The sequence below is a fragment of the uncultured Pseudoflavonifractor sp. genome, from assembly GCF_944387805.1.
In the GTDB taxonomy this organism is placed as follows: Bacteria; Bacillota; Clostridia; order Oscillospirales; family Oscillospiraceae; genus Pseudoflavonifractor.
Genome location: NZ_CALXGI010000009.1, coordinates 42,599 through 67,341 on the forward strand (window position 1 = coordinate 42,599; position 24,743 = coordinate 67,341).

A 24,743-nucleotide genomic window follows, 5' to 3' on the forward strand; every position below is an offset into this window, starting at 1 on the left:
TTACTCCCGGGCGTCATCTGCGTCGGAAATCATATAGCTCAGAGCCAGCAGGCTGTCGGCAAAATGCACGTCTTCAATGATTACATTATTGCGATCTGACAGGTTCAGCTCAATATTGGTAAAGTTCCAGATGCCCTTCACACCAGCCGCCGCCAGCCGCTCCGCCAGGCCGTTGGCCACCCGGCCGGGAACCGTCAGCACGCCTACGCTGGCAGGATGCTCTGCAAGGTACGCCTCCAGCGTATCGGCATGACGGATGATCATCGTGCCGATCGTACTGCCCACGATAGCGGGGTTAACGTCAAAGGCGGCGGTCAACTGGAAGCCGTTCTTTTCAAAATGAAAATTCTCAATCAGCGCCCGGCCCAAGTTGCCGGCGCCCAGAATCACCGCCGTATGAGCGCGGTTCATCCCCAGAATATCGGAGAGCTCCCCCCTCAATTTCTCTACATTATAGCCGTATCCCTGCTGCCCGAACTCACCGAAGCAGGACAGATCCTGACGGATCTGAGATGCCGTCAGGCCCATGGAATTTCCCAGCGCATTGGAGGAAATTCGGATGGTCCCGGCTTGAAAGAGATCATTCAGATGGCGGTAATACCGCGGCAGCCGCCGAATAACGGCGCTGGATACTTTCTGCTTTCTCATCGTTTCATCACACTCACTCTATTTTGGTTGGCTGTATTTTTCCGTCAAGCCAATTTTCATGCTTATTTTATTAGTTTACCCCAGGGCCGTGCGCTTGTCAATTTTTTTCACTGGATTTTGCCGCCGTGCACGGTCCGTCTTTTCATTTTCATCTCGCTGTGCTAAAATGAGCGCGAAGGCTTCTCTTCTTTCCTTTCCATTCGGAGCCGTCAGAGCGGGACAAAAGGCAGCTATTCTGTATGCCGTTTTCTGATAAAAGATTCGTCTCAGTAATAGCCGCGCCCCGCATGAGAGGTCCGGCATTGCCTGCTTCTTACCATACAAGGAGGAATATCCCATGCTGAAAGAACTGTTTGACCGCCGCAGCATCCGACGCTATACCGACCGCCCTATTCCGGACGATGTGCTAACCGAGCTGCTCCGGGCCGCCATGAACGCCCCCTCCGCCCGCAACACCCAGAGCTGGCGCTTTCTGGTCATCACCGACCGAAAAACTTTGGATGACATCCCGTCCCTCCAGCCTTACACAGGCATGATGCGCCAGGCTCAGGCAGCTATTCTGGTCATGGGCAACCGCACCGCCGAGGCCAGCGAGGGATATCTGTATGTCAACTGCGCCGCCGCTATTGAAAATCTGCTGATAGAGGCGGTACACCAGGGTCTGGGAGCCTGCTGGTGCGCCGTGGCCCCCAAGCCGGAACGGATTGAGGGTTTCTCCCGCTACTTCCATCTGGGGGATGACCTGCTCCCCGTGGGAATTGTATCACTGGGCTGGCCCGCCGAAGTGCGGCCCAGAGTGGACCAATATGATCCAGACAAGGTCATCTTCTGGAAAGGCTGACCTCAGCACAGCTGCAGCGGCGCCCGTTGGGCGCCGCTGCATTTTTTAGTGGTTGGCCATCTGATAGACCAGATAGATCTCATCCTTCTCCATGGGGTGAAGCTGGCCCACTCTGCGGTCTCCATAGTAGGTGGCACGCAGAGCCAGATCCCGGAGGGTCGTTTCATCCTGCACTCCCATGGCCTGGCTGAAACAGACGGGCAGCTTCAGCACCTCGCAGAAGTACCGCTCTGCGGCGCGGATAGCCGCCAGAGCGGCCCGCTCTTCATTCTCCTCCTGAATTCCCCAGACATTGCGTCCGAAACGGGCAAAGCGTCCAGGGGCGTTCCGGTATACATACCGAGCCCATGCAGGCCACATAATGGTCAGGCTCTCGCCGTGAGGAATATCGAACATGCCGGAGAGCTCATGACCCAGCGCGTGCGCAGAGAAATCCTTGGGCTGTCCCAAACCGGTCAGACCGTTATGGGACAGGCTGCCACACCACATAATTTCAGACCGGGCCTTCAGATCGTCAGGGTCGTCCATGACTACCCGGCCATATTCAATAACCGTACGAAGCAGCGCCTCGGCAATGCTGTCGGTGAGAGCGTTGTCAGTCTGGATGCTGAAATAGCGATCCATTGTGTGCATCATGATATCAGCCACACCGCAGGCCGTTTGTCGGGGCGGCAGCGTACAGGTGAGGGCGGGATTCATGATGGCAAAATCCGGCTGGTTGAAGGGCGTGTTAATTCCCTTCTTCTGCCCATTCTCTTCATTGGTGAGGACTGCTGAGTCCGACATCTCGCTGCCTGCTGCCGCAATAGTAAGAACAGCCCCCTTCTTCAGAGAAGCTGTCACCTTGGCTTTGCCGCTATAATAGTCCCAGATGGGCACGTCGGGTCTGGCAAGACCGTGGGCCACCGCCTTGGCAGTATCAATCACGCTGCCGCCGCCCACACCCAATACAAAGTCAAATCCTCGGTAGGCATAGGTGTCCACAGTCTCCTGGGCCCGCTTCAGGCGAGGATTGGGCTGTACGCCGCTTACTGCCACCCAAGGCAGTCCGGCCTCGTCCAGGGACTCAACGATACGCTGCATCAGGCCGCTTTTCAATGCGCTGCGGCCGCAGATGATCAGAACCTTGGTTCCCCCCGCATCCCGAATCGCCCGGCCAGTCTGTCTCTCTGTGTTCTCACCGAAAATAACTCTGGTGGGTATATGATAGGTAAAGGCGTTCATCTTGCAATTCCTCCTTTGAGGCAGAGCTTACATCCGGCATTAGTATACTACAAACTCAGACAAAAGGCCATATCCGGAATATAACGGATATGGCCTTTTTCTTCTGTATCAAGTATTGTGGTCGGTGACCCGCATCTGCTTGAGGTTTCCAATCTTAGCGCTGCGGCGGTCCAGTTCGGCGAGCACCGCGTCCAGCGGGATATTCTGCGCCGCCAGCAGGACCATCAGATGATAAAGCAGGTCGGAGCACTCGTTTACCGTGTCTGCTTCCACGCCGTTTTTCGCGGCGATAATGGTCTCGGCGCACTCCTCACCCACCTTCTTGAGGATTTTATCCACGCCCTTGTCAAAGAGATAACAGGTATATGACCCTTCCCGCGGGTTGGCCTTCCGGTCCAGCACCACCTGGTAAAGCCGCTTTAAAACTTCGTCGTTCATTTGTCATTCCTCCATTGCGATTTCACGGAAAAAACAGCTCTTGGCCCCGGTGTGGCAGGTGGGACCTACGGGATGGCAGAAGTAGAGCAGGGTGTCGGTGTCGCAGTCGGTAACCATCCGCTCCACATGGAGGAAATGGCCTGAACTCTCCCCTTTGTTCCACAGTTTCTGCCTGCTGCGGCTCCAGAACCAGGCGGTTTTCGTTTTGATGGTCAGCTCCACCGCCTCCCTGTTGGTGAAGCCCAGCATCAGTACCTCCAGGGTGTCCGCGTCCTGGATAATCACCGGAATCAGCTCCGACTTTTGAAACAGCGCTTCCAAATCAAACATGCAGCCGGCCTCCCATCCACTCGCTCTTCTCTGACCGGCGAACCGGGATACCCCGGCCCTGCAGGTATTCCTTGACCTCCTCCACGGTCAGCTCGCCAAAGTGGAAGAGGGACGCCGCCAGGGCCGCGTCACAGCCGGTCTCCTCAAAGACCTGGGCGAAGTGCTCCAGGCTGCCGCAGCCTCCCGAGGCGATGACCGGGATGCTCACCGCCTGGGTGACCGCTCTGGTCATAGGCAGGTCAAAGCCTGCCTTGGTACCGTCGGCGTCCATGGAGGTGAGGAGGATCTCCCCCGCCCCCAGCCGCTGGCCCTCTCTGGCCCATTCCACCGCATCCAGCCCGGTGGGGTTGCGGCCGCCGGCGGTCACCACCTCCCAGGTGCCGTCCCCCCTGCCGCGGGCGTCAATGGCTAAAACCACGCACTGAGAGCCGAACCGCTCCGCTGCCCGGGAGATAAGGGTGGGGTCCTTCACCGCCGCAGAGTTCACCGAAATCTTGTCCGCTCCGGCCCGGAGCAGCAACCGGAAGTCCTCCAGAGTGCGGATGCCGCCTCCCACAGTCAGGGGCACAAAGACCTGCTCCGCCGTCCGCTCCACCACGTCGGCCACCGTGTTTCGGTTGTCGCTGGTGGCGGTAATATCCAGAAAGACAATCTCGTCTGCTCCTGCGTCCGAGTAATACCTGGCCAGCTCAACCGGGTCCCCCGCGTCCCGAATATTGACAAAGTTGACTCCCTTGACCACCCGGCCGTCACGCACGTCCAGACAGGGAATAATCCGTTTGGCTAGCATTGATCTCCAGCCTCCTTTACCGCCTCCGCCAGGTCGATGGTCCCGGCGTAGTAGGCCTTGCCTATGATGGCCCCGTAGAGCCCCATGTCCCGCAGGCGCTTAATGTCATCCAGGCAGGACACACCGCCCGAGGCGGTGATGTTGCAGGACACCGTCTTCTGGAGCTGCGCCAGCTGCTCATAGGAGGGGCCGGACAGCATTCCGTCCGTCGCAATATCTGTAAAGATAATATTCTTTACGCCAAGCGACTCCATCTGAGCGGCAAACTCCAGGTAGTCCAGGCCGGAGTTTTCCTCCCAGCCGGCCGTGCGTACCTTGCCGCTGAGGCTGTCGATGCCCACGGCCACCCGGTCCCCGTAGAGTCCCAGAGCGTAGGACACCAGACCGGGATTGGTGACCGCCGCAGAGCCGATGACCAGCCGGTCCACGCCGGACTCGCCCACAGTGATTACGTCCAGCTCGGTCTTGATGCCGCCGCCCAGCTCCACCTTGAGGCCGGAGTTCTGAATGACCTGATAGATCATGGGGAAGTTCACCCGTATGCCGCTGCGGGCCCCGTCCAGGTCCACCATGTGGATGTGGCGGGCGCCGGCGCCGTAGAAGGCACGGGCCACGGTGAGAGGATTGTCAGCAACCTGGTGAACCGTTGCAAAATCTCCTTTGTAAAGCCTTACGACCTTACCGTCTTTCATATCAATGGCAGGAAAAAGTTTCATCGGTTCAGCTCCCCAAAGTTTTTCAGGATTTGCAGGCCGGTCTCCCCGCTCTTCTCCGGGTGGAACTGGCAGCCGTACACATTGCCGCTGCGCACTGCCGCCACTACCGACACGCCGTACTCTGTCCGGACGATCACGTCCTCTTCCGATGCGGCTACGCCGCAGTAGGAGTGAACAAAGTAGACCCACGCGCCGTCCTCCAGCCCCCGAAAAATAGGGGCGTCGTTCTGAAAGGTCAGGCTGTTCCAGCCGATATGGGGCAGCTTCTGGTCGGTCTCAATTCGCTTGACGCGGCCATGGACAAGTCCAAGTCCTTTACAGCATCGCACTTCTTCGCCCATGTCGAAGAGCAGCTGCATGCCCAGGCAAATACCCAGGACAGGCTTTTGCTCTGCCTGTGCCACCACCGCCTTGTCCAGTCCGGACCGGCGCAGGCGATCCGCCGCGTCGGGAAAGGCCCCTACGCCGGGCAGGATAATTGCCTCGGCACGCTCCAGCACTCCGGCGTCGTCTGTGACCTGGGTAGGCAGCCCCAGGTATTTCATCGCGTTGGCAATGCTCTTCAGATTGCCTACGCCGTAGTCCACGATTGCGGTATAGCCCATCTATTCTTCTCCCCCTGTTCGGCAGCCCAAGATTCCGGGACATACGTTTCTCATCTATCCGGTCCCTCGAGCAAAAGGCGAAAAAGCTCCGCCTCGTCTCCCACCCGGTCATAATCGCCTGTCAGCGTGCCGGGGTTGTGATAAATCACTCCGGCCTTCTCATTGCGCGCCAGGCACTTCATCAGTTTTTCCGCTCCATATTGAGCCGCGAAGGCGGCAAAGCCCCGAATCCGCTTCTTGTCCAGAATGGTTCCACTGCACGGAAATGCGGCGCACTCCCAGCAGCCGGCAAAGCCCTGCTCCACGCAGCATTGATAGCATTTGCAGCTGTTTTTTTCCTCACAGCCGCCGTTTCGGCAGCCAGCACAGGTCTCATTCTCACTGCACAGGCAGCAGGCCAATCCACAATATCCAATTCCCAACTCGGGTTTCATTATAATACCCCCTTGGTGGAGGTGACGCCGCTCCCCTCTATTTTCACCGCGTCCTTCAGGGCCAGGCCTAGGGACTTGAACAGGGCCTCGGTGATGTGGTGGGAGTTGCGGCCGTAGAGGGCCTTCATATGAAGGGTCACTCCCCCGTTGACGGCGAAGGCCCGCATAAACTCCTCGGTAAGGCAGGCGTCATATTCCCCTATCCGCTCCTGGGGCATTTCCGCATCGTAGACCAGGAAGGGCCGGTTGGAGATGTCCAGCGCGGTGAAGGCCAGAGCCTCGTCCATGGGCACATAGGCGCTGGCAAAGCGGCGGATACCCTTCCGTCCGCCGATGGCCCGGCAGAAGGCCTGGCCCAGGACGATGCCGGTGTCCTCCACCGTGTGGTGGCCGTCCACCTCCAGGTCGCCTTTGGCCTCCAGCTCCAGACCAAAGCCAGCGTAGAAGGCCAGGGCGTGGAGCATGTGGTCAAAAAAGCCGATGCCGGTGGATATCTTCACCTCTCCCCCGTCCAGACAGAGGTTCACGCTGATCTGGGTCTCCTTGGTCTTGCGCTCCATGGCATAGGCCCGGACCGGGGCGTCCCCCGCCTTGTACACATGGGTCTCCATCAACATTCCTCCTTGGATGGCGCCTCTGCAAAGCGCACCCGGATGGCGTTGGCGTGGGCGGTGAGCCGCTCCGCCTCGGCCAGAGCGATGATCTGGTCCTTCACTGGCGCCAGCTGTTCCTTCTCGTAGGCAATGACGCTCATGGTCTTGAGAAAGCTGTCCACACTCAGGGGCGAGAAGAAGCGGGCGGTGCCGCTGGTGGGCAGAACGTGGTCCGGTCCCGCCATATAGTCCCCCAGTGGCTCCGGGGACCAGGCCCCCAGGAATACCGCGCCGGCGTTGCGGATGGACGGAAGCAGGGCTCGGGGGTTCCTGGTCACAATCTCCAGGTGCTCCGGGGCGATCTCGTTGGCCAGAGCGGCGCAGTCGTCCAGAGTGTCGCAGACGATGGCGCAGCCAAAGTCCCGGAGGGAGGCCTCCATGATCTCGCTGCGGCTCAGATATCCGGTCTGGCGGATAATCTCTTTATCCACCGCCTGGGCCAGCTCCATGCTGGTGGTGAGCAGCATGGCGGAGGCCAGCCGGTCATGCTCGGCCTGGCTCAGCAGATCGGCGGCCACATACACCGGGTTGGCGCTGCCGTCGGCAATAACCAGAACCTCAGAAGGGCCGGCCACCATGTCGATGTCCAGCTTGCCGTAGGCCATCCGCTTGGCCGCCGCCACAAAGGCGTTGCCCGGCCCCACCAGCTTATCCACTCTGGGAATGAACCCGGCTCCGTAGGTCAGGGCGGCAACTGCCTGGGCGCCGCCCACGGCGATGACCCGGTCCACCCCGGCGATTTTGGCTGCGGCCAGCACGGCGCTGTTCAGGTTCTCGGTGGGGGGCGTGACCATCACAATCTCCTCCACCCCCGCCACCTTGGCAGGCACCGCATTCATCAGCACCGAGGAGGGATAGGCCGCCGTACCGCCGGGCACGTAGATACCCACCCGGGTCAGCCCCCGGACCACCCGGCCCACTACGCCGCCGTCAGGCGAACGCCACTCCATGGTGCGGGAGAGCAGGTGCTCATTGTAGTCCCGGATGTTGGCAGCGGACCGCTCCATGGCGGCGATCAGCTCCGGGGAGCAGGCGGCATAGGCCGCGTCCAGCTCTTCTCTGGAAATTTCCCTGGGTTCCGCCTTGTCAAACCGAAGGGAGTACTCCTTTACAGCTGCAAAGCCATTCTCCCTTACATCTCTTAGAATATCAGCCACCGCGCGGTCTACATCTGCACTCACTTGGGCTGCTCTGGCCCGCATGGCTGTGATTTTGTTTCGCTCCGCCGTTCCATCGGCACGAATAATCTCCAGCATCACTTTTTCTCCAATTCCCGCTCACATCTGGCGATAAAATCCTGAATCTCCGCCTTGCGGAGCTTCATACTGGCTGTGTTGACAATCAGCCGGGCGCTCACCGGCGCCACGGTCTCAATGGGCACCAGGCCGTTCTCTTTCAGAGTAGCGCCTGTCTCCACAATGTCCACGATGGCGTCGGCCAGGCCCAGGATGGGGGCCAGCTCCACGCTGCCCTCGATTTTGATGATGTCCACATCCATGCCCTTCCTGGCAAAGAAGGCACGGGCCACGTTAGGGTACTTGCTGGCAATGCGCCGGGTCTTATAAGTGCCGTAGAAATCGCTGCCCTCCTTCACCGCCAGGGCGAAGCGGCACTTGCCGAAGCCCAGGTCCAGCACCTCGTAAAAGGCGCCGCCCTGCTCCAGAATGGTGTCCTTTCCGGCGATGCCCAGGTCACAGACGCCGTGCTCCACGTAGGTGATGACGTCGGGCGCCTTGGCCAGCACCCCGTCCAGGGGGTAGTTTGGGATGGTGTGGATGAGCCGGCGGCCCGGGTTTTTGATGGGGGTGCAGTCCAGTCCCATGGCCTCAAAGAGGGACACGGCCTTGTCCTGCAGGCGGCCCTTGGTCAGGGCGATTCTCAGATTCTGACTCATACCTCCACCAACCTCTCTCCGCCGTTTTCCAGCACCAGCACCACAGACGCCCCCTTCTCACGGGCCAGGCTGAGGGTGGACTCCAGGGCCCGGCAGGGGGACAGCTCGCAGGAGCCGGGCTCCCGGACATCCAGCACTGCCAGAGCGCGGGCAAACTCCCCGTCTCCATAGTGGATCAGCATCTCCAGCCTGACAGGAGCGGCCGCGGGCAGGCAGGCCGCCACCGCGTCCACGTCCACGGCAAAGCCGGTGGCCTGAGCGGGCCGCCCGAAGGCGCCCACCAGCTTGTCGTACCGGCCGCCGGAGAGGACCGCGTCTCCCGCTCCCTCCACGTAGCCCCGGAAGACCACGCCGGTGTAATAGTCAATCTGATGGACCAGGCCCAGGTCAAAACGGATGTGGTCTCCGTAGCCTGCATGCTTCAGCTCGCCGTACAGGTCCCGCAGGTAGTCCAGGGCGTCGCTGCCGCCGGAGAGGGTCTCCGCCTCATCCAGCACCTCGGCCCCGCCGAAGAGATAGGGCAGGCGGCGGAGGGGTCGGACGGCGGGCTGGCCGTCATAGGGCTCCAGCAGGTCGTTGAGGGCGGCGAAGTTCTTGCCCTCAATGAGGGAGCGCATCTGCTCCGCCGCCTCCGCCGGCATATCCACCCGGGCAGTCAGCTCCCGGAAAAAGCCCACATGGCCCAGCTCCACATGGAATCGCTCCAGGCCGGCGGCCTTCAGCGCGTCCACAGCCAGAGCCACCATCTCCAGGTCGGCCTTCTTGCCCGCCGCACCAATGAGTTCCACGCCGCACTGGGCAATCTCACTGCTGCCGCCCCGGTGGGCGTCCCCGGACCGGAACACGGTCTGGTCATAGTAGAGCCGCTGGGGCAGGGGTAAGGTGCGCAGTTTGGTGGCCGCCACCCGGGCGATAGGGGTGGTACAGTCAGGCCGCATGACCATAATCTTGCCGGAGCGGTCGATAATCTTCAGCATGGCCTCCTGGGGTAAGGGGTTGCCCGACTGGAGAAAGAGGTCGTAGAACTCCACCTCGGGGGTGATGATCTCCGCATAGCTGCGGCGGCGGAAGAGCGCCGTCAGCGCCCGCTGGACCTGGCGCCGCTCCCGGCACTCGGCAAAGAGCCGGTCCCGGGTGCCCTCGGGGGTATGTACCGTGTAATTCACGCAGAATCCTCCTATACCCGATTTTTGCTTTTTCATATTAGCACATTACCATGTTAAAGTCAAGATTCTTTTCCCGGCCTCCTTCCCGCACATCCCGGCAAATAGTAATGCTGCGCAGGCGGCCGGAGCTCACCGGTCACCTGCGCAGCCACAGAGAAAGCCCCGCCTCAGAACAGAGTCATCTGGCTGGTGTCCGGCATTCCATCCATGGCGCCGGCGGCTTTGAGCATTTCAATATGAGTCTTGGAAACCTTGGGGCAGGCGGCGGAGAACTCCTCCACAGAGATAAACTCCTTCCCCTCCCGCTGCTCCATAATGGACCAGGCCGCCGTCTCGCCCAGGCCGGGAATGGCTGAGAAGGGCGGAATCAGCGCCTTGTCGTTGGTCTCGCTGAAGATGAAGTTGATGGCGTGGGACTTGTACAGGTCCACATGCTCAAAGGTGAAGCCGCGGAGATAGAACTCGTAGCACACCTCCAGGGTGGTGAGCATGTCCTGCTCCACAGCGGTGGCCTCCTTGTCCTTGGCCTTGATCTCCTTCATTTTTGCCTTGACCACATCCATTCCCCGGCACATATAGGTCTCGTCAAAGGCCTTGGCCCGGATAGAGAAATAGGCCGCGTAGAAGGCCAGCGGCCGGTGGACCTTGAACCAGGCGATGCGGAAGGCCATCATCACGTAGGCCACGGCGTGGGCCTTGGGGAACAGGTATTTAATCTTTTTGCAGGAGCCAATGTACCAGTCTGGCACGCCAGCGGCCTTCATCTCCTCTTCTGCGCCCTCAGGCAGGCCTCTTCCCTTTCGGACCGACTCCATGATTTTAAAGGAACGCTTCTCCGGCATGCCGCAGGAGATAAGGAAGAGCATGATGTCGTCGCGGCAGCCGATGGCCTGGCCGACCGGGATGCCCTGGTTGACGATGAGGTCCTTGGCGTTTCCCAACCACACATCGGTGCCATGGGAAAAGCCGGACAGGCGGATAAGGATATCAAACTCGCTGGGGCTGGTGTCCTCCAGCATGCCCCGGACAAAGGAGGTGCCGAACTCGGGGATAGCCACTGCGCCGGTGGGCCCCAGTACCGGATCGTCCACAAATCCCAGCTCCTCCGAGGAGGTGAAAAGGGACATGGTCTTTTTGTCGTCCAAAGGAATATCTGTCCGGGCGTTGACGCCGGTCAGGTCCTCCAGCATGCGGATCATGGTGGGGTCATCGTGTCCCAGCATGTCCAGCTTCAGCAGGTTGGACTCCATGGAGTGATATTCGAAATGGGTGGTGACGATGTCGGTGTTGGGGTCGTCGGCAGGGTGCTGAACGGGACAGAAATCGTAGATCTCCCGGTTCTGGGGAATGACCACCATGCCGCCGGGGTGCTGGCCGGTGGTGCGTTTGACGCCGGTGCAGCCGTGTGCCAGCCGGTTCTCCTCTGCACGGGGCACATGGATGCCCCGCTTCTCCAGATATTTCTTCACGTAGCCGAAGGCGGTCTTCTCTGCCACCGTGCCAATGGTGCCGGCCCGGAACACGTGGGTCTCTCCGAAGAGCTCAAAGGTATACCGGTGGGCCTTGGCCTGGTACTCGCCGGAGAAGTTCAGGTCGATATCGGGCACCTTGTCTCCGCCGAAGCCCAGGAAGGTCTCGAAGGGGATGTTGAAGCCGTCCTTGGCGTACTGGGCGCCGCAGACCGGGCACACTGCGTCGGGCATGTCCGCGCCGCAGCCCGCCCCCAGCTCCTTGGCGATTTCAAAGTCAGAGTGCTTGCAGTTGGGACAGCGGTAGTGGGGCGGCAGGGAGTTTACCTCCGTGATACCCGACATGAAGGCCACCAGGGAAGAGCCTACGCTGCCGCGGGAGCCCACCAGATAGCCGTGCTCCAGAGAGTTCTGCACCAGCTTCTGGGCGGACATGTAGATCACGTCGTAGTGCCGCTTCAGAATGTCTCCCAGCTCGGCGTTGATGCGGTCAGACACAATCTGAGGCACCTCTTCGCCGTAGAGGGACTTGGCCTTCCCCCACACCAGCCGGGACAGCTCGCCGGCGGAGTCCTCCAGCTTGGGGGCAAACAGGCCCTTGGGCAGGGGGTTGATGCGGTCGCACCAGTCGGCCACCAGGTTGGTGTTGCGGACCACCACGTTGTAGCAGTCCTCTTTGCCCAGGTAGGAGAATTCCTCCAGCATCTCCTCGGTGGTCTTGAAGTACAGGGGCAGCGGCGCGTCGCAGTCCTCAAAGCCCTTGGTGTCCAGCAGGATATGGCGGTAAATCTCATCCTCCGGGTCCAGGAAGTGGACGTCGCCTGTGGCGCACACCGGCTTGTCCAGCGCCTTGCCCAGAGCCACGATGGTGCGGTTAAAGTCCCGCAGCTCCTCCTCGCTCCGGACCATGCCCTTGCGGAGCATGAAGGCGTTGTTGCACAGGGGCTGGATCTCCAGAAAGTCATACCAGGAGGCGATGCGCTTGAGCTCATTGAAGTCCTTGTGCTTGACCACCGCTTCAAAGAGCTCGCCCGCCTCGCAGGCGGAGCCCAAAATCAGGCCCTCCCGGTGCTGGTTAATGAGGCTCTTTGGCATGATGGGATACCGCTTGAAATGTTCCAGGTGGGCCTTGGAGATGAGGGTGTACAGGTTCCGCAGGCCTATATTGTTCTTAGCCAGCACAATCAGGTGCTTGGGCTGGCGGCGGGCCTTTCCCTTGACCCGCAGGCGGGTCATCTCCGGGTTGATGGACTGGAGGGTGTGGATGCCCAAGTCCTCCAGCATCTTGAAGAAGGGCACCAGCATATAGGCCACCATGCCGGCGTCTGCGTCGGCCCGGTGGTGCTTGAAGGGCGGCAGCCGCAGGTGCTCCGCCACAATGTCCAGCTTGTACTTGCCCAGGTCGGGCAGCAGGTTCTGGGCCAGAATCAGCGTGTCAATGGAGGTCTTTTCAAAGGGGATGCCGTACCGGCGGCAGCCCTCAGCAATAAAGCCCATGTCGAATTCGGCATTGTGGGCGGCCAGGGGACGGTCCCCGGCGAACTCCAGGAAGGCCCGGATGGCCTCCTCCTGAGAGGGGGCTCCCTCCAGCATCTTGTCGGTGATGCTGGTCAGCTCCACAATTTCACGGCTCAGGGGGCGGCCGGGGGAGACAAAGGTATCAAAGGTCTCGGCGATCTCGCCGTTGCGCAGGATGACCGCACCAATCTCAATGATCACATCCCGCCGGTTGTCCAGGCCAGTGGTCTCAATGTCGAAGCAGACTACCTCACCGGTGAAGTCCTGCTCCTGCTCTCCGTGGATTACCACCCGGTCATCCACGTCGTTGATGTAATAGGCCTCCACGCCGTAGAGCACCTTGATGTCCTTGGCGGCATGCCAGGCGTCCGGGAAGGACTGGGCCACGCCGTGGTCGGTGATGGCGATGGCCCGGTGGCCCCAGCCCTCCGCCCGCTTGACCACCGCCTTGGCGGGCGTCAGGGCGTCCATAGTGGACATGGTGGTGTGGAGATGAAGCTCCACACGCTTCTCCGGGGCATTGTCCTGCTTGGTTTCCTTCTTCCCCTCCATAATGGCGTAGGGTTCCAGCACCATCTCGCCGGAGAAACGGTCCACCGTCAGCTTGCCCTGAACCAGAAGGTGCATGCCCTCCTTCACGCTGTCCACGATGGGCTTGCCCTCGTCTCCGGGACAGAACTTGTTGACGTGGATAGAGCCGGTGTAGTCGGTCATATCAAAGCCGATAACCCAGGCTCCCCGCTTCTTCAGTTCCTTGTGCTCCACAGCAAAGACATCGCCCTTAACAGTGACCGTGCCCATGTCCAGGTTCAGGCTCTTCATGGCAGTCACCTCGCCTTTGATCTCCCGGCGGCCAAAAATGAGCTTACCTGTGTTCTTTTTGCTGTCCGCCTTTTTGGCGGACGGACGGGAAACCTTCAGCTTCTGAAGAGCCTGGCGGCGGATCTCCTCGGTGCGGCGGAAGGCCGCCTCCGTCTCGGTCTCCTGATGGGCCGGTTCCTGGGGGACGGGCACGCTCTCTGCAGCAGGAGGCGCTTGCTCCACCGGCGGCGCCGGCACAGGCTCCGGCTGCGGCTCCACAGCGGCAGAAGCAGCCCCAGACTCCGCTGCCGCCTCGCTCTGGGGGCACAGCAGCTCCAGCACCACCCGGCCCACCTGATATGTATCGGCCAGGGAGTGCTCCCACCGCTGCCGCAGGTCATCGGCAGGGTGGGACGGACACTCCACCCGGGCAGAGATGGACCGGGTCGTCCGGTCGATGACCGCCCCGGTGACATTGCACCCGGCGGCCAGGGCTGCCAGCTCCCCCTCCGGCTGCCAGGCGGAAAACAGTTTTAAAAAGGGTATCTTTTGCTCAGGCATAGCACCAACGCTCCCACACACGGTTTCGCTCCAGGCCGGGAAATCATCCTCCGGCCCGCTCTCTTTACAGCTCGTCAATCATCTTGAACAGCTCGTCCACCAGCTGCTCCTGGGGCACCTTCTTCACAATCTCCCCCCGGCGGAACAGCAGGCCCACGCCATCTCCTCCCGCGATGCCCACATCAGCGGCAGCGGCCTCGCCAGGCCCGTTGACCACGCATCCCATCACCGCCACAGTGATGGGTTTGGTCACGGCCTGGAGCCGCTCCTCCACCTGCCGGGCCAGGCCGATGAGGTCGATGCGGGTGCGGCCGCAGGTAGGACAGGAAATGAGCTCCGGACCCTCCTTTCGTACGCCGGACACCTTCAGGATATCCCGGGCGGCGTACACCTCCTCAATGGGGTCGGCGGACAGAGACACCCGAATGGTATCGCCGATGCCCATGGCCAGCAGGCCGCCGATGCCCACTGCGGATTTCAGTATGCCCATGCGCGGCGTACCTGTTTCGGTAACGCCAATGTGTAAAGGATAATTGCTTTTCTCACTCATCAGCCGGTAGGCCGCCATGGTGATGGGCACGCTGGAGGACTTGAGGGACACACAGATATCGTCAAAGTCGTACCGGTTCAGCAGTTCAATGTGGCCGAACGCGGATTCCACCAGGGCCTCAGCGGTGACGCCGCCGTACTTGGCCAGCAGCGGCTTCTCCAGCGAGCCGCCGTTGACGCCGATTCTGATGGGAAGTCCTTTTGCTTTACAGGCGTTGGCCACAGCCTTCACCCGTTCCTCCCCGCCGATGTTGCCGGGGTTGATGCGCACCGCGTCGCACCCGGCGGCCACGCACTCCAGGGCCAGCTTGTAGTCAAAGTGAATGTCCGCCACCAGGGGAATGTGAATCTTATCCCGGATGGCGCCTACCGCCCTGGCCGCCGCCATATCGGGCACAGCCACTCGGATGATCTGGCAGCCTGCGGCCTCCAGGCGGAGAATCTGTTCCACCGTAGCAGCCACGTCGTCAGTGCGGGTATTGCACATGGACTGAATTGTCACCGGTGCGCCGCCGCCCACTGGCACGCCGCCCACCACGATCTGCTTTGTCATAAGTATCTCCCCTGTCACCATATGTCTAGGGACAGGCACCTCCCCTCCCATACAGGAGGAGAGGTGCCTGCCGGGAGACCGCTGTCTCCGCCTTTTATTTTCCAAACAGCTTGAGCACATCGGAGCAGGCCACTAAAATCATCAATCCCATGAGGAAAATAAAGCCCGCCGCGTTGATGTAGCCCAAATATTTCTGAGCAATATGCCGCTTGGAGAAGAGATTGTAGATTTTATCCACGATGAGGAACAGAATCTGTCCGCCGTCCAGGGCGGGAATGGGCAGCAGGTTCATTACCGCCAGATTGATGGCGATGAAGGCCACAAAATAGGCAATGCTGCTGGCCACAGCGGCCACCCAGTTTTGCCCGCTGGCCTGGGCCGACTCCTGAGCCTGGGTTCCTACGTCGCTCATCATGGTCACAATGCCTACCGCTCCGGACATATCCCGGATACCCACCGCGCCGGTGAACAGGTCGCCCAGGCTGACCCACACCAGCCGGATGGTGTCAATGGAATTATACCAGGCCAGCCGCAGCCGGTCAAATACATTGGCTTCCTTTATGGTGAAATTGATGCCCCGCTTGAGAATCTGGTTCCCATTCTCATCCAGCACCGGGTTGCCGTTCTCATCCACCATGGCCAGCCAGGGCATGGACAAATCCTCCAGCTTTACCCGCTCTCCGTCCCGCACCACAGTGACATCCATCACCTCGCCGGCGCGGTTAAAAAACAGGCTGATGTCCTCCTGGAGATAGATGGCGTGGCCGTCCACCTCCACAATCCGATCTCCCTCCATCAGTCCGTCCTCGCCTTGGGCGGCAAAGCCGTCCATAAAGCTGGAGATAACCGGACTGATATAGCTGGTGGTGCCGGCGAAGAGAATGACAAAAATCAGCACGCCGGTGACAAAGTTCATGAATGCCCCAGCGGCCAGCACAATCAGCCGCTGCCAGGCGGGCTTATTTCCCAGAGCACGGGGGTCGCCTGAGTCCTCCTCCTCTCCCTCCATGGCGCAGAAGCCGCCGATGGGAAAAAGACGGATGGTGTACTCGGTCTCCCCCTTCTGCCGGTGAAAGATACGGGGACCCATGCCGATGGCGAACTCATTTACCTTGACGCCCACAGCCTTGGCCGCCACAAAATGTCCCAGCTCATGGACCGCAATAAGCAGCCCAAACATGAGAATTGCGATGAGGATATAAACGATGATCATAAAATGCTTCTCCTAGCGTTGGGTTGCGGCGGACAGCACTGCCTCCCGGGCCTCCCTGTCGGCATTGAGAATCTCCGTCAGACCGCCGCCGTATACCGGTGTTACCCGGCCGAGGGCCCGCTCTACCAGGCGGGGAATATCCATAAAACCGATTTCCCGCTTCAGGAACAGCCCCACCGCCGCCTCATTGGCGCCGTTGAGCACCGCCGTAGCGGTGCCCCCCGTCCGAGCCGCGCCGATGGCCAGCCCCAGGCAGGGAAATGCCTCCATGTCCGGCGGCGCGAAGTGGAGGGGCGGACAGGCCAGCAGATCCAGAGGCTTTGCCACTGCCTGAGTCCGGGCGGGCCAGGTGAGGGCGTACTGGATGGGCAGGCGCATATCCGCGCTGCCCAGCTGGGCGATCATGGCATTATCACAGTATTCCACCAGAGAGTGAACTATACTCTCCCGATGCACCACCACGGAAATTTTCTCCGGCGGCATGTGGTAGAGCCGCATAGCCTCAATAAACTCCAGGCCCTTGTTCATCAGAGTGGCGGAGTCCACGGTGATCTTGGCGCCCATAGACCAGTTAGGATGCTTCAGGGCCTGGTCCAGGGTGACATGCTCCAGCTGTTCCCTGGTGTACCCGAAAAAGGGGCCGCCTGAGGCCGTGAGAATCAGCCTGCGGACCTCTCCCCTGTCCCGGCATCCCTGGAGAGACTGGAACAGGGCAGAGTGCTCCGAGTCCACAGGGACAATCTCCGCGCCATAGCGCTCCGCCTCCGACATGACCAGTTCGCCGCCGCAGACCAAAGTCTCCTTGTTGGCCAGGGCGATGCGTTTGCCCTGGGTAATGGCTGCCAGGGTGGGCTTCAGGCCCACCATACCTACCACGGCGGTGATCACCGTGTCGGCGGAGGGCAGGGCGGCCGCCTCCTCCAGGCCCTCAGGGCCGGAAGCCACCCGGACGTCCGTCTCCCCCAGCCGCCCCCGCAGCTCGTCGGCCGCAGACCGGTCCATCATCACCACCAGCTCAGGCTTAAACTGGCGGGCTTGTTCCTCCATCCGCTCCACATCCCGGTTGGCGGTCAGGGCCGATACAGTCATACCGCAGGCGGAGATCACGTCCAGGGACTGCGTTCCGATGGAGCCGGTTGAGCCCAGGAGGGAAATTCTTCTCATATCCGCTCTACTCCTTATATGGTGGTCGCTCCCTCCCCTGTCACGCGCTGATGGCAGGCAGCCAGTAGATGAGGATCTCAATCAGGGGAGCACAGAAAATGACGCTGTCAAACCGGTCCAGCACGCCGCCGTGGCCGGGAAAGATGTTTCCAAAGTCCTTCAGGCCATACTGCCGCTTGATATAGGAGAAGGACAGGTCGCCCAGCTGAGACACCAGGCTGCCCAGCAGGCCGTATACTGCCAGCAGCACATAGTTGACCTTCAGCTGAAAGCCAAACTGCATCACTGCGCCGTAGATCAGGCAGCAGACCACAGCGCCCAGCAGGCCTCCTACCGCCCCCTCCACAGTCTTTTTGGGAGAGAGCTCAGGGGCCAGCTTGTGCTTTCCAAAGGCCATGCCCGCAAAAAGGGCAAAGGCATCGCTGGTAAAGGCCGCTACCAGTGGAAGTAGGATCAGGTAGTCCGCCAGAGGCATCTGGTCGATGCGCACAAATGTGGACAGGAAATAGGGGATGAGCATGGCAAAGAAGAAGGACCCGCCCATCTTCTCCAGAGTCACCGTATAGTGGCTGGAGATGGCCACCACGAAGATACAGACAAAATAGATAAAGATGCCGCACAGGGCCGAGCGCATGCCCTGGCCGATATATACCCAGAAGGGCACCACACCGGACAGAGCAATGGACAATCCGGAAATCCAGGCGTTCTTCACAAAGCCCGTGGACCAGAGCACCTCATGGAGGGCCAGCATGGACAACACAGAAATCATAATAGGAATGGCAATTTCCGGAAGTACGAAAAACACCACGAACAGAAGCGGGATGCATACCACCGCCACCGCAATTCGTTTAACCATTGTCGACACCTCCAAATCTCCTCTGACGGTGCTGGTAGGCGGCCAGCGCCCGGTGAAGCTCGTCTCGGTTGAAGTCCGGCCATAGGACATCTGTAAAATAGTATTCCGCATAGGCCGACTGCCAAAGCAGGAAATTGGAGATTCGCTCTTCCCCGCTGGGCCGGATAATCAGGTCGGGGTCAGGCACCCCGGCGGAGAAGAGATAACTGCTGAACTGGGCTTCCGTCAGGTGGTTGGGGTCAGCCTTCCCGGCGGCGCAGTCCAGCGCAAAGGCCTTGGCCGCCCGTACCAGCTCGTCCCGCCCGCCGTAGTTCAGACAGATATTAACCTGCACACCCTCGTAGTGCTTGGAGATCTCCCGCGTCTGCTCACACAAGTCCTGAAGCTCCTGGGGCAGCGGAGACAGGTCGCCGAAAAAGCACATCTTGACCCGATCCCGCTCCATCTTGCTGATTGCCTCAAGCAGATACTTTTTCAACAGTCCCATAATGGCGGAGACCTCTTCTGCAGGCCGCTTCCAGTTCTCGGTGGAGAAGGCGTAGACCGTCAGGTACTCCAGGCCGATCTCCTTGCAGTAAGTGGCAATGGCGCGAAAATTCTCCGCGCCGGCGGCGTGACCCGCCGTGCGGGGCAGGCCGCGCTTCTTGGCCCAGCGGCCGTTGCCGTCCATAATAATGGCTATATGCCGGGGCAGGTGTTCAAAATCCACCAGAGTGGCGGTGTCTTCCTTTGGCTTAAAAAATGGCATGATATCCTCTATCCTTTATCCTTTAACTGCGCCGGAGACGGGAGACGCGGATTGCCACGCCGGCACAGGGCGCAGACGCTAACCCCGGCGGCGCCGGAAGGCGTCCACAACATGCTGGCGTGGCAATCCTCGGCACTGGCCCGGACAGACCCAGGCGCCGTGCGTATACGTTCGCTTGCCGGCCAGGCCGTTACACGGCCATCAGCTCGGCTTCCTTCTTCTCAGTCAGTTCATCAATCTGCTTGCAGCGCTTGTCGGTCAGATCCTGGAGTTCCTTCTCCAGTTCCTTCCGGTCGTCCTCGGTGATCTCGGACTTCTTCTCCATGGACTTGAACTTGTCCATAGCGTCCCGGCGGATGTTGCGGATGGCTACCTTGCCCGCCTCGGCATACTTGCGGACCTGCTTGGTCAGCTCTTTGCGGCGCTCCTCAGTGAGCTGAGGGAAGTTCAGGCGGATAACACGGCCGTCATTCTGGGGATTGATGCCCAGGTCAGAGGTCTGGATTGCCTTCTCAATGGGCTTGAGCAGTTTGGCATCCCACGGCTGAATGACCAGGCTGCGGGGATCCGGAGAGGAAATACTGCCCACCTGATTCAGAGGAGTAGGCACGCCGTAATAATCCACAGTGATCTTGTCCAGTACGGCGGCATTGGCGCGGCCGGCACGGACGCTGGCGAAGTCACTCTTCACCACGTCCACTGTCTTCTGCATCTTTGCGTCAAATTCCTTGTTGGCTTCGTTCATCTCACTGTGCCTCCTTGACAATTGTTCCGATTTTTTCTCCCATAATCACCCGGTAGATATTCTCCGGGTCCTTGAGAGCGAAGAGAATGACAGGGATCTTGTTATCCATAGAGAGTGATGTGGCAGTCGAGTCCATCACCTGCAGGTGGCGGGCCAGGATCTCATCATAGGTGATGGAGTCGTACTTCACGGCGGTGGGGTCCTTGTTGGGGTCGGCAGAGTAGACACCGTCAATATTCTTGGCCAGCAGGATGGCGTCAGCGTCAATCTCAGCCGCCCGGAGTACCGCAGCGGTATCAGTGGAGAAGAAGGGATTGCCCGTACCGCAGCCGAAGATGACAACCCGGCCCTTCTCCAGGTGCCGGATGGCACGGGAGCGGATATAGGGTTCGGCGATGGCGCGCATCTCAATGGCAGTCTGCACCCGGACTTCCACACCCATCTGCTCCAGCACATCGGCCAGTGCCAGACAGTTCAGCGTGGTGGCCAGCATGCCCATATGGTCGGCGCGGGTGCGCTCCATCTTGCCGCTGCCGTCCTTCACGCCCCGCCAGAAGTTGCCGCCGCCCACGACAACGCCCACCTGGACGCCCTCGCTGCTGCACTTCTTGATGACACTGCACACGCTGGTAATCACGTCAAAGTTGAGACCCCGGGACGCATCTCCCGCCAGCGCCTCACCGCTGATTTTAATGAGTACCCGCTTATACTGAGGTTCCGTCATAAACTCGACCCTTTCATTGCCATATTTCTTCCCCCGCAGGGAAGCATTGTAATTCACTTTATTTTAATATAACTTTTCTCTTTTGCAAAGGGGTTCCGATAAGATTTTTCAATTTGTTCTTAATTTGTCTGCTCCGTCCCGGCGGCGGATTGACAATCCAGTTCCCGACAGCTAAAATAATAGAAGAAATTTGATATACTTCAAGCCATTTTCTCAGCTGTCCGGCCTCTTAATTTCTATTTGACAGCGTACCCACAGTCTCCCGCCTGCTGGAAAGGAGCCGTTATGTCCATCAAAATTACGTCCGACAGCACCTGTGACCTCTCCCCCGAACTGATCAGCCGCTATCAGGTTGAGATTCTTCCCCTCACCATAGTCAAGGATGGCGCGCCTTACCGGGACGGACTGGAGATTACACCTGACGATATCTTCCGCCATGTGGATGCCGGCGGGAACATTACCTCCACCACTGCGGTCAGCGTGGGCGAGTATCGGGATGTGTTCGCCCGCCTCTCCCCCGCCCACGACGCGGTGATTCACATCAACATCAGCGCCGAATTCTCCTCCTGCTATCAGAACGCCTGCATTGCGGCTCAGGAGTTTAACAACGTCTATGTGATGGACTCCCGCAACCTGTCCACCGGCCACGGCCTGGTGGTTATCGAGGCCGCCCTTGCCGCCCAGCGCGGCATGGCTCCCGAGGAGATTATCTCCTACCTGAAGGAGCTGACTGGCCGCGTAGAAGCCAGCTTCATTCTCAACCGGCTGGATTACATGGTCAAGGGCGGCCGGTGCTCCGCCGTAACCATGCTGGGCGCCAATTTGCTTCGGCTCAAGCCCTGTATTGAGGTGAAGGACGGCAAGATGGGCGTTGCGAAAAAATACCGGGGTTCCTTCGAAAAATGCGTGCTGGAGTATGTGAAAGACCGGCTCCAGGGCCGGACTGATCTGGAGCTTGACCGCATTTTCATTACCTACTCCACTGCCCCCCAGGGCACCGTGGAACAGGTGCGGACCGCTATCACCGAATACGCCCCCTTCAAGGAAATTTTGGTGACCAGGGCGGGCTGCACCGTATCCACCCACTGCGGCCCCAATACCTTGGGTATTCTCTTTATTCGAAAGAAGTAAGCCCCAAATCACCTCACGCCTATCATGATATCCATCGGGCACAGCTGGAGCATGGCAGTGGCCAAGCTCCAGCTGATTGTTTTAGCTAATTGTTTTATATTTATTCAATATAAACAACTCAAAATTTGACGGAGAACTGTTATGCACACAGCAAGACTGCGAATTCGAAGGTTCCAGGCGGATGATTTGGACGCCTTGTCGGATCTTCTCTCTGACAAAGAAGTGATGAAATACCTGGAGGCGCCATATACAAGAGAAGCGGCCATAGCTTTTCTGCGCCGTTGCGGGATGGCAGATCCGCCGCAGGTCTATGCTGTGGAGGATTGCCGCCAGGCGTTTATCGGGTATGTCATTTATCATCCCTACGACACCGCTTCCTACGAAATCGGCTGGGTGCTCCGCAAAAGCCAATGGCACAAAGGCTATGCCAGCGAGCTGACGGAAGCCTTGATAAAGGACGCGCGGAACAGAACAGACCATTTGATAATCGAATGCCTGCCATCACAGACTGCAACAAAGAAAATTGCGGAAAAACATCATTTTTCTTTTGTGGAAAACAGAGACGGTCTGGACGTATATATGCTTTGTCTGAACGGAAAATCCTAAATTCAAGGGAACGCCCTTTCGATTAAAAAACAGCCCTGGCGCTCAGCGTCAGGGCTGTTTTTTAATCGTCTTATCAGGCGTGCTCGCCGCCCATGAGCAGGAACATAACTGCCTTCTGGGCGTGGAGGCGGTTCTCCGCCTCGTCGAAGATCTCGTCGGCATGGGACTCAAAGACCTCCGCCGTGATCTCCTCGCCCCGGTGGGCGGGGAGACAGTGCTGCACCATGCAGCCCTCGTGGGTCAGAGCCATCAGCGCGTCATTGACCTGGAAGCCGGCAAAAGCCTCCTCGCGGGCGGCCTTCTCCCCCTCCTGTCCCATAGAGGCCCACACGTCGGTGATCATCACGTCGGCGTCCACAGCGGCCTCCGCCGGCGTCCGGCAGAGCTGGAACTTGCCGTCTGTGACGGTCTTGGCAAAGTCCAGCACCTTCCGGTCCGGGTCATACCCCTCGGGACAGGCCACCGACACGTCCATGCCGCACTTCAGGCCGCCCACAATGAGGGAGTTGGCCATGTTGTTGCCGTCGCCGATGAAGCACATCTTCAGCCCCTCCAGCCGGGCCTTGTGCTCCCGGATGGTCATCAGGTCGGCCAGTACCTGGCAGGGGTGTGCAAAGTCGGTCAGGCCGTTGATGACCGGGATGGAGGCATACCTGGCCAGGGTCTCCACCTCATCCTGACCGAAGGTACGGATCATGATGCCGTCGCAGTACCGGCTCAGCACCCGGGCAGTGTCCTCGATGGGCTCACCACGGCCAATCTGGCTCTCCTTGCCGGAGAGGAACAGGGCATGACCGCCCAGCTGGAACATGCCGGTCTCAAAGGAGACGCGGGTGCGGGTGGAGTTCTTCTCAAAAATCATGGCCAGGGTCTTGCCCTGGAGGTAGTTGTGGGTCAGTCCGTGCTTCTGGTTGTACTTCATCTGGTCGGCCACGTTGAGGATTTTAATGATGTCCTCCTTGGTCAGATCCAGCAGCTTCAGCAGGTCCTTCTGCATCTTTCAATACTCCTTCCGTTACAGTTCCTTGAGGGTCTTCTCCATTATCTCCAGGCCCCTGTCCATCTCCTCCCGGGTGATGACCAGCGGGGGCAGCAGACGCAGCGCCTTGCCCGCCGTCAGCACCAGCAGGCCGTTCTCAATCAGCCTGGCGGCCAGCTCCTTGTTGGTGTGTCCGCCGGTCACCTCCACGCCGATCATCAGCCCCAGCCCGCGGGTGGCGCCCAGGCAGTCCAGGCCCATCTTCTCCATCCGGGCCCAGAGGTAATTTCCCTTTTCCTTGACCCGGGCCAGGGTATCCTCGTCCAGAATGTCCAGCACCGCCAGCGCAGCGGCGGCGCAGATGGGGTTGCCGCCGAAGGTGGTGGCATGGGTGCCCGGCCCCAGCACATCCCGGCACTTCTCCCCCGCCATGAAGCCGCCCATAGGCAGGCCGCCGGCGATACCCTTTGCGAAGGACACCGCATCGGGCAGGATGCCGTACTGCTGAAAGGCGAAGAGGGTGCCCGTCCGGCCCACGCCGGTCTGGACCTCGTCCACCAGCAGCAGCCAGTCCCGCTCGGCACAGAGCACCGCCAGCTCGTGGACAAACTCCTGGTCCATGGGCAGCACGCCGCCCTCACCCTGGACCAGTTCCAGCATGACGGCGCACACGTCGTGCCCCGCCACCTCGGCCACGCTCTCCATGTTGTTGGCCTCGGCGTACCGGAAGCCGTCGATGAAGGGGAAGAAATAGTTGTGGAACACGTCCTGACCGGTGGCGGTCAGGGTGGTGATGGTGCGGCCGTGGAAGGAGTTTTTCAGGGTGATGATGGTTCCCCTCCCCTTGCCGTATTTATCAAAGCTGTACTTGCGGGCCAGCTTGATGATGCCCTCGTTGGCCTCGGCGCCCGAGTTGGCAAAAAAGGCGTCCGCCATGCCTGCCCGGCGGCAGAGCTGCTCGGCCAGCTGGGCATAGGGCTGGGAGTAGAACAGATTGGAGATATGGGCCAGCTTGCCGGCCTGGTCGGCCACCGCCTTCACCCATTTGGGGTGGGCGTAGCCCACCGAGTTGACGCCGATGCCGCTGGAAAAGTCGATGTATTCCCGGCCCGCCAGGTCGTACAGCGTGGCGCCGCTGCCGTGGTCCAGATCCACGTCAAAGCGGCCGTAGGTCTGCATGACATACTGCCGGTCCAATTGTTTCAGCTCTTCATGGGTCATTTGACTCTCTCCCTTGGCGAGTCTGCCGCAGCATGGCAAAGCCTCGCAGAGTTCGCGTCCGCAGACGCGAAAAAATCCGGTCTGTTTTCTCCGGCGACATGCGCGTCGGAGAAAACTCCGCTCAGCCCGCAAGTGTGGAATTTGTCCGCTGACAACGGCAAATTCT

Annotated in this window: 25 protein-coding genes; 3 read left to right on the forward strand and 22 right to left on the reverse strand. The window is 60.0% G+C overall.

The window, feature by feature from the left end:
- Entirely contained in the window at positions 1–648 is a 648-nt protein-coding gene (locus Q0K06_RS04245; RefSeq protein ID WP_294548993.1) for a redox-sensing transcriptional repressor Rex, read from the reverse strand.
- A 337-nt stretch (positions 649–985) separates the two neighbouring features.
- On the opposite strand from Q0K06_RS04245, the gene Q0K06_RS04250 reads away from it, so the two are divergent.
- Positions 986–1,489, forward strand: a complete 504-nt coding sequence (locus Q0K06_RS04250; protein ID WP_294548996.1) for a nitroreductase family protein — start codon at positions 986–988, stop codon at positions 1,487–1,489.
- 45 nt (positions 1,490–1,534) lie between these two features.
- Here the strand turns inward: Q0K06_RS04250 and Q0K06_RS04255 are convergent, their stop codons facing one another.
- The 19 genes from Q0K06_RS04255 to pyrH form a co-directional block, all read right to left on the reverse strand.
- The gene (locus tag Q0K06_RS04255; protein WP_294548998.1) at positions 1,535–2,713 is read right to left on the reverse strand and encodes an iron-containing alcohol dehydrogenase; all 1,179 of its coding nucleotides are present in this window, start codon (positions 2,711–2,713) and stop codon (positions 1,535–1,537) included.
- A 108-nt stretch (positions 2,714–2,821) separates the two neighbouring features.
- Positions 2,822–3,151, reverse strand: a complete 330-nt coding sequence (gene hisE, locus Q0K06_RS04260) for a phosphoribosyl-ATP diphosphatase (RefSeq protein ID WP_294549000.1) — start codon at positions 3,149–3,151, stop codon at positions 2,822–2,824.
- 3 nt (positions 3,152–3,154) lie between these two features.
- A complete protein-coding gene (gene hisI / locus Q0K06_RS04265) occupies positions 3,155–3,481 on the reverse strand; it encodes a phosphoribosyl-AMP cyclohydrolase (protein ID WP_294549002.1) in 327 nt (108 codons plus the stop codon).
- Positions 3,474–4,271, reverse strand: a complete 798-nt coding sequence (hisF, locus tag Q0K06_RS04270; RefSeq protein WP_294549004.1) for an imidazole glycerol phosphate synthase subunit HisF — start codon at positions 4,269–4,271, stop codon at positions 3,474–3,476. Before hisF ends, hisI begins: the two co-directional genes overlap by 8 nt.
- Complete coding sequence (hisA, locus tag Q0K06_RS04275; RefSeq protein ID WP_294549006.1) at positions 4,265–4,987, reverse strand: 1-(5-phosphoribosyl)-5-[(5-phosphoribosylamino)methylideneamino]imidazole-4-carboxamide isomerase; 723 nt, start codon at positions 4,985–4,987, stop codon at positions 4,265–4,267. Before hisA ends, hisF begins: the two co-directional genes overlap by 7 nt.
- Positions 4,984–5,592: an imidazole glycerol phosphate synthase subunit HisH gene (hisH, locus tag Q0K06_RS04280; RefSeq protein ID WP_294549008.1), complete on the reverse strand. Its 609-nt coding sequence runs from the start codon at positions 5,590–5,592 to the stop codon at positions 4,984–4,986. The genes hisA and hisH overlap by 4 nt, the downstream gene beginning before the upstream one ends.
- Before the next feature lie 50 nt (positions 5,593–5,642).
- The gene (locus Q0K06_RS04285; protein WP_294549010.1) at positions 5,643–6,026 is read right to left on the reverse strand and encodes a DUF3795 domain-containing protein; all 384 of its coding nucleotides are present in this window, start codon (positions 6,024–6,026) and stop codon (positions 5,643–5,645) included.
- Positions 6,026–6,637 (reverse strand): imidazoleglycerol-phosphate dehydratase HisB, encoded by a 612-nt coding sequence (gene hisB, locus Q0K06_RS04290; protein ID WP_294549012.1) that lies wholly within the window; start codon positions 6,635–6,637, stop codon positions 6,026–6,028. Before hisB ends, Q0K06_RS04285 begins: the two co-directional genes overlap by 1 nt.
- Positions 6,637–7,935 carry a histidinol dehydrogenase gene (hisD, locus tag Q0K06_RS04295; RefSeq protein WP_294549014.1) on the reverse strand — a complete coding sequence of 433 codons (1,299 nt, stop codon included), beginning with the start codon at positions 7,933–7,935 and terminating at the stop codon, positions 6,637–6,639. The genes hisB and hisD overlap by 1 nt, the downstream gene beginning before the upstream one ends.
- Positions 7,935–8,573 (reverse strand): ATP phosphoribosyltransferase, encoded by a 639-nt coding sequence (hisG, locus tag Q0K06_RS04300; protein WP_277216106.1) that lies wholly within the window; start codon positions 8,571–8,573, stop codon positions 7,935–7,937. The genes hisD and hisG overlap by 1 nt, the downstream gene beginning before the upstream one ends.
- The gene (gene hisZ / locus Q0K06_RS04305) at positions 8,570–9,739 is read right to left on the reverse strand and encodes an ATP phosphoribosyltransferase regulatory subunit (protein WP_294549017.1); all 1,170 of its coding nucleotides are present in this window, start codon (positions 9,737–9,739) and stop codon (positions 8,570–8,572) included. The genes hisG and hisZ overlap by 4 nt, the downstream gene beginning before the upstream one ends.
- Positions 9,740–9,906: 167 nt before the next feature.
- A complete protein-coding gene (locus tag Q0K06_RS04310) occupies positions 9,907–14,088 on the reverse strand; it encodes a PolC-type DNA polymerase III (protein ID WP_294549019.1) in 4,182 nt (1,393 codons plus the stop codon).
- A gap of 64 nt (positions 14,089–14,152) precedes the next feature.
- A complete protein-coding gene (ispG, locus tag Q0K06_RS04315; protein ID WP_294549021.1) occupies positions 14,153–15,190 on the reverse strand; it encodes a flavodoxin-dependent (E)-4-hydroxy-3-methylbut-2-enyl-diphosphate synthase in 1,038 nt (345 codons plus the stop codon).
- 94 nt (positions 15,191–15,284) lie between these two features.
- On the reverse strand, positions 15,285–16,403 hold the full coding sequence (locus Q0K06_RS04320) for a site-2 protease family protein (RefSeq protein ID WP_294549024.1): 1,119 nt from the start codon (positions 16,401–16,403) through the stop codon (positions 15,285–15,287).
- Between the two features lie 12 nt (positions 16,404–16,415).
- Positions 16,416–17,567 carry a 1-deoxy-D-xylulose-5-phosphate reductoisomerase gene (dxr, locus tag Q0K06_RS04325; RefSeq protein ID WP_294549027.1) on the reverse strand — a complete coding sequence of 384 codons (1,152 nt, stop codon included), beginning with the start codon at positions 17,565–17,567 and terminating at the stop codon, positions 16,416–16,418.
- A 40-nt stretch (positions 17,568–17,607) separates the two neighbouring features.
- On the reverse strand, positions 17,608–18,423 hold the full coding sequence (locus Q0K06_RS04330) for a phosphatidate cytidylyltransferase (RefSeq protein ID WP_294549029.1): 816 nt from the start codon (positions 18,421–18,423) through the stop codon (positions 17,608–17,610).
- The gene (locus Q0K06_RS04335; RefSeq protein WP_294549031.1) at positions 18,416–19,171 is read right to left on the reverse strand and encodes an isoprenyl transferase; all 756 of its coding nucleotides are present in this window, start codon (positions 19,169–19,171) and stop codon (positions 18,416–18,418) included. Before Q0K06_RS04335 ends, Q0K06_RS04330 begins: the two co-directional genes overlap by 8 nt.
- Before the next feature lie 190 nt (positions 19,172–19,361).
- Positions 19,362–19,916 carry a ribosome recycling factor gene (gene frr / locus Q0K06_RS04340; protein ID WP_294549033.1) on the reverse strand — a complete coding sequence of 185 codons (555 nt, stop codon included), beginning with the start codon at positions 19,914–19,916 and terminating at the stop codon, positions 19,362–19,364.
- A gap of 1 nt (position 19,917) precedes the next feature.
- A complete protein-coding gene (pyrH, locus tag Q0K06_RS04345; protein WP_294549035.1) occupies positions 19,918–20,640 on the reverse strand; it encodes a UMP kinase in 723 nt (240 codons plus the stop codon).
- 285 nt (positions 20,641–20,925) lie between these two features.
- On the opposite strand from pyrH, the gene Q0K06_RS04350 reads away from it, so the two are divergent.
- A complete protein-coding gene (locus Q0K06_RS04350; protein ID WP_294549038.1) occupies positions 20,926–21,771 on the forward strand; it encodes a DegV family protein in 846 nt (281 codons plus the stop codon).
- A gap of 141 nt (positions 21,772–21,912) precedes the next feature.
- Positions 21,913–22,377 (forward strand): GNAT family N-acetyltransferase, encoded by a 465-nt coding sequence (locus tag Q0K06_RS04355; RefSeq protein WP_294549040.1) that lies wholly within the window; start codon positions 21,913–21,915, stop codon positions 22,375–22,377.
- A 73-nt stretch (positions 22,378–22,450) separates the two neighbouring features.
- On the opposite strand, the gene argF is transcribed toward Q0K06_RS04355, so the two are convergent.
- Both argF and Q0K06_RS04365 read right to left on the reverse strand, forming a co-directional pair.
- Positions 22,451–23,374 (reverse strand): ornithine carbamoyltransferase, encoded by a 924-nt coding sequence (gene argF / locus Q0K06_RS04360; RefSeq protein ID WP_294549043.1) that lies wholly within the window; start codon positions 23,372–23,374, stop codon positions 22,451–22,453.
- 18 nt (positions 23,375–23,392) lie between these two features.
- Positions 23,393–24,577, reverse strand: coding sequence for an aspartate aminotransferase family protein (locus tag Q0K06_RS04365; protein ID WP_294549045.1), 1,185 nt, complete (start codon positions 24,575–24,577; stop codon positions 23,393–23,395).
- Between the last annotated feature and the right edge of the window lie 166 nt (positions 24,578–24,743).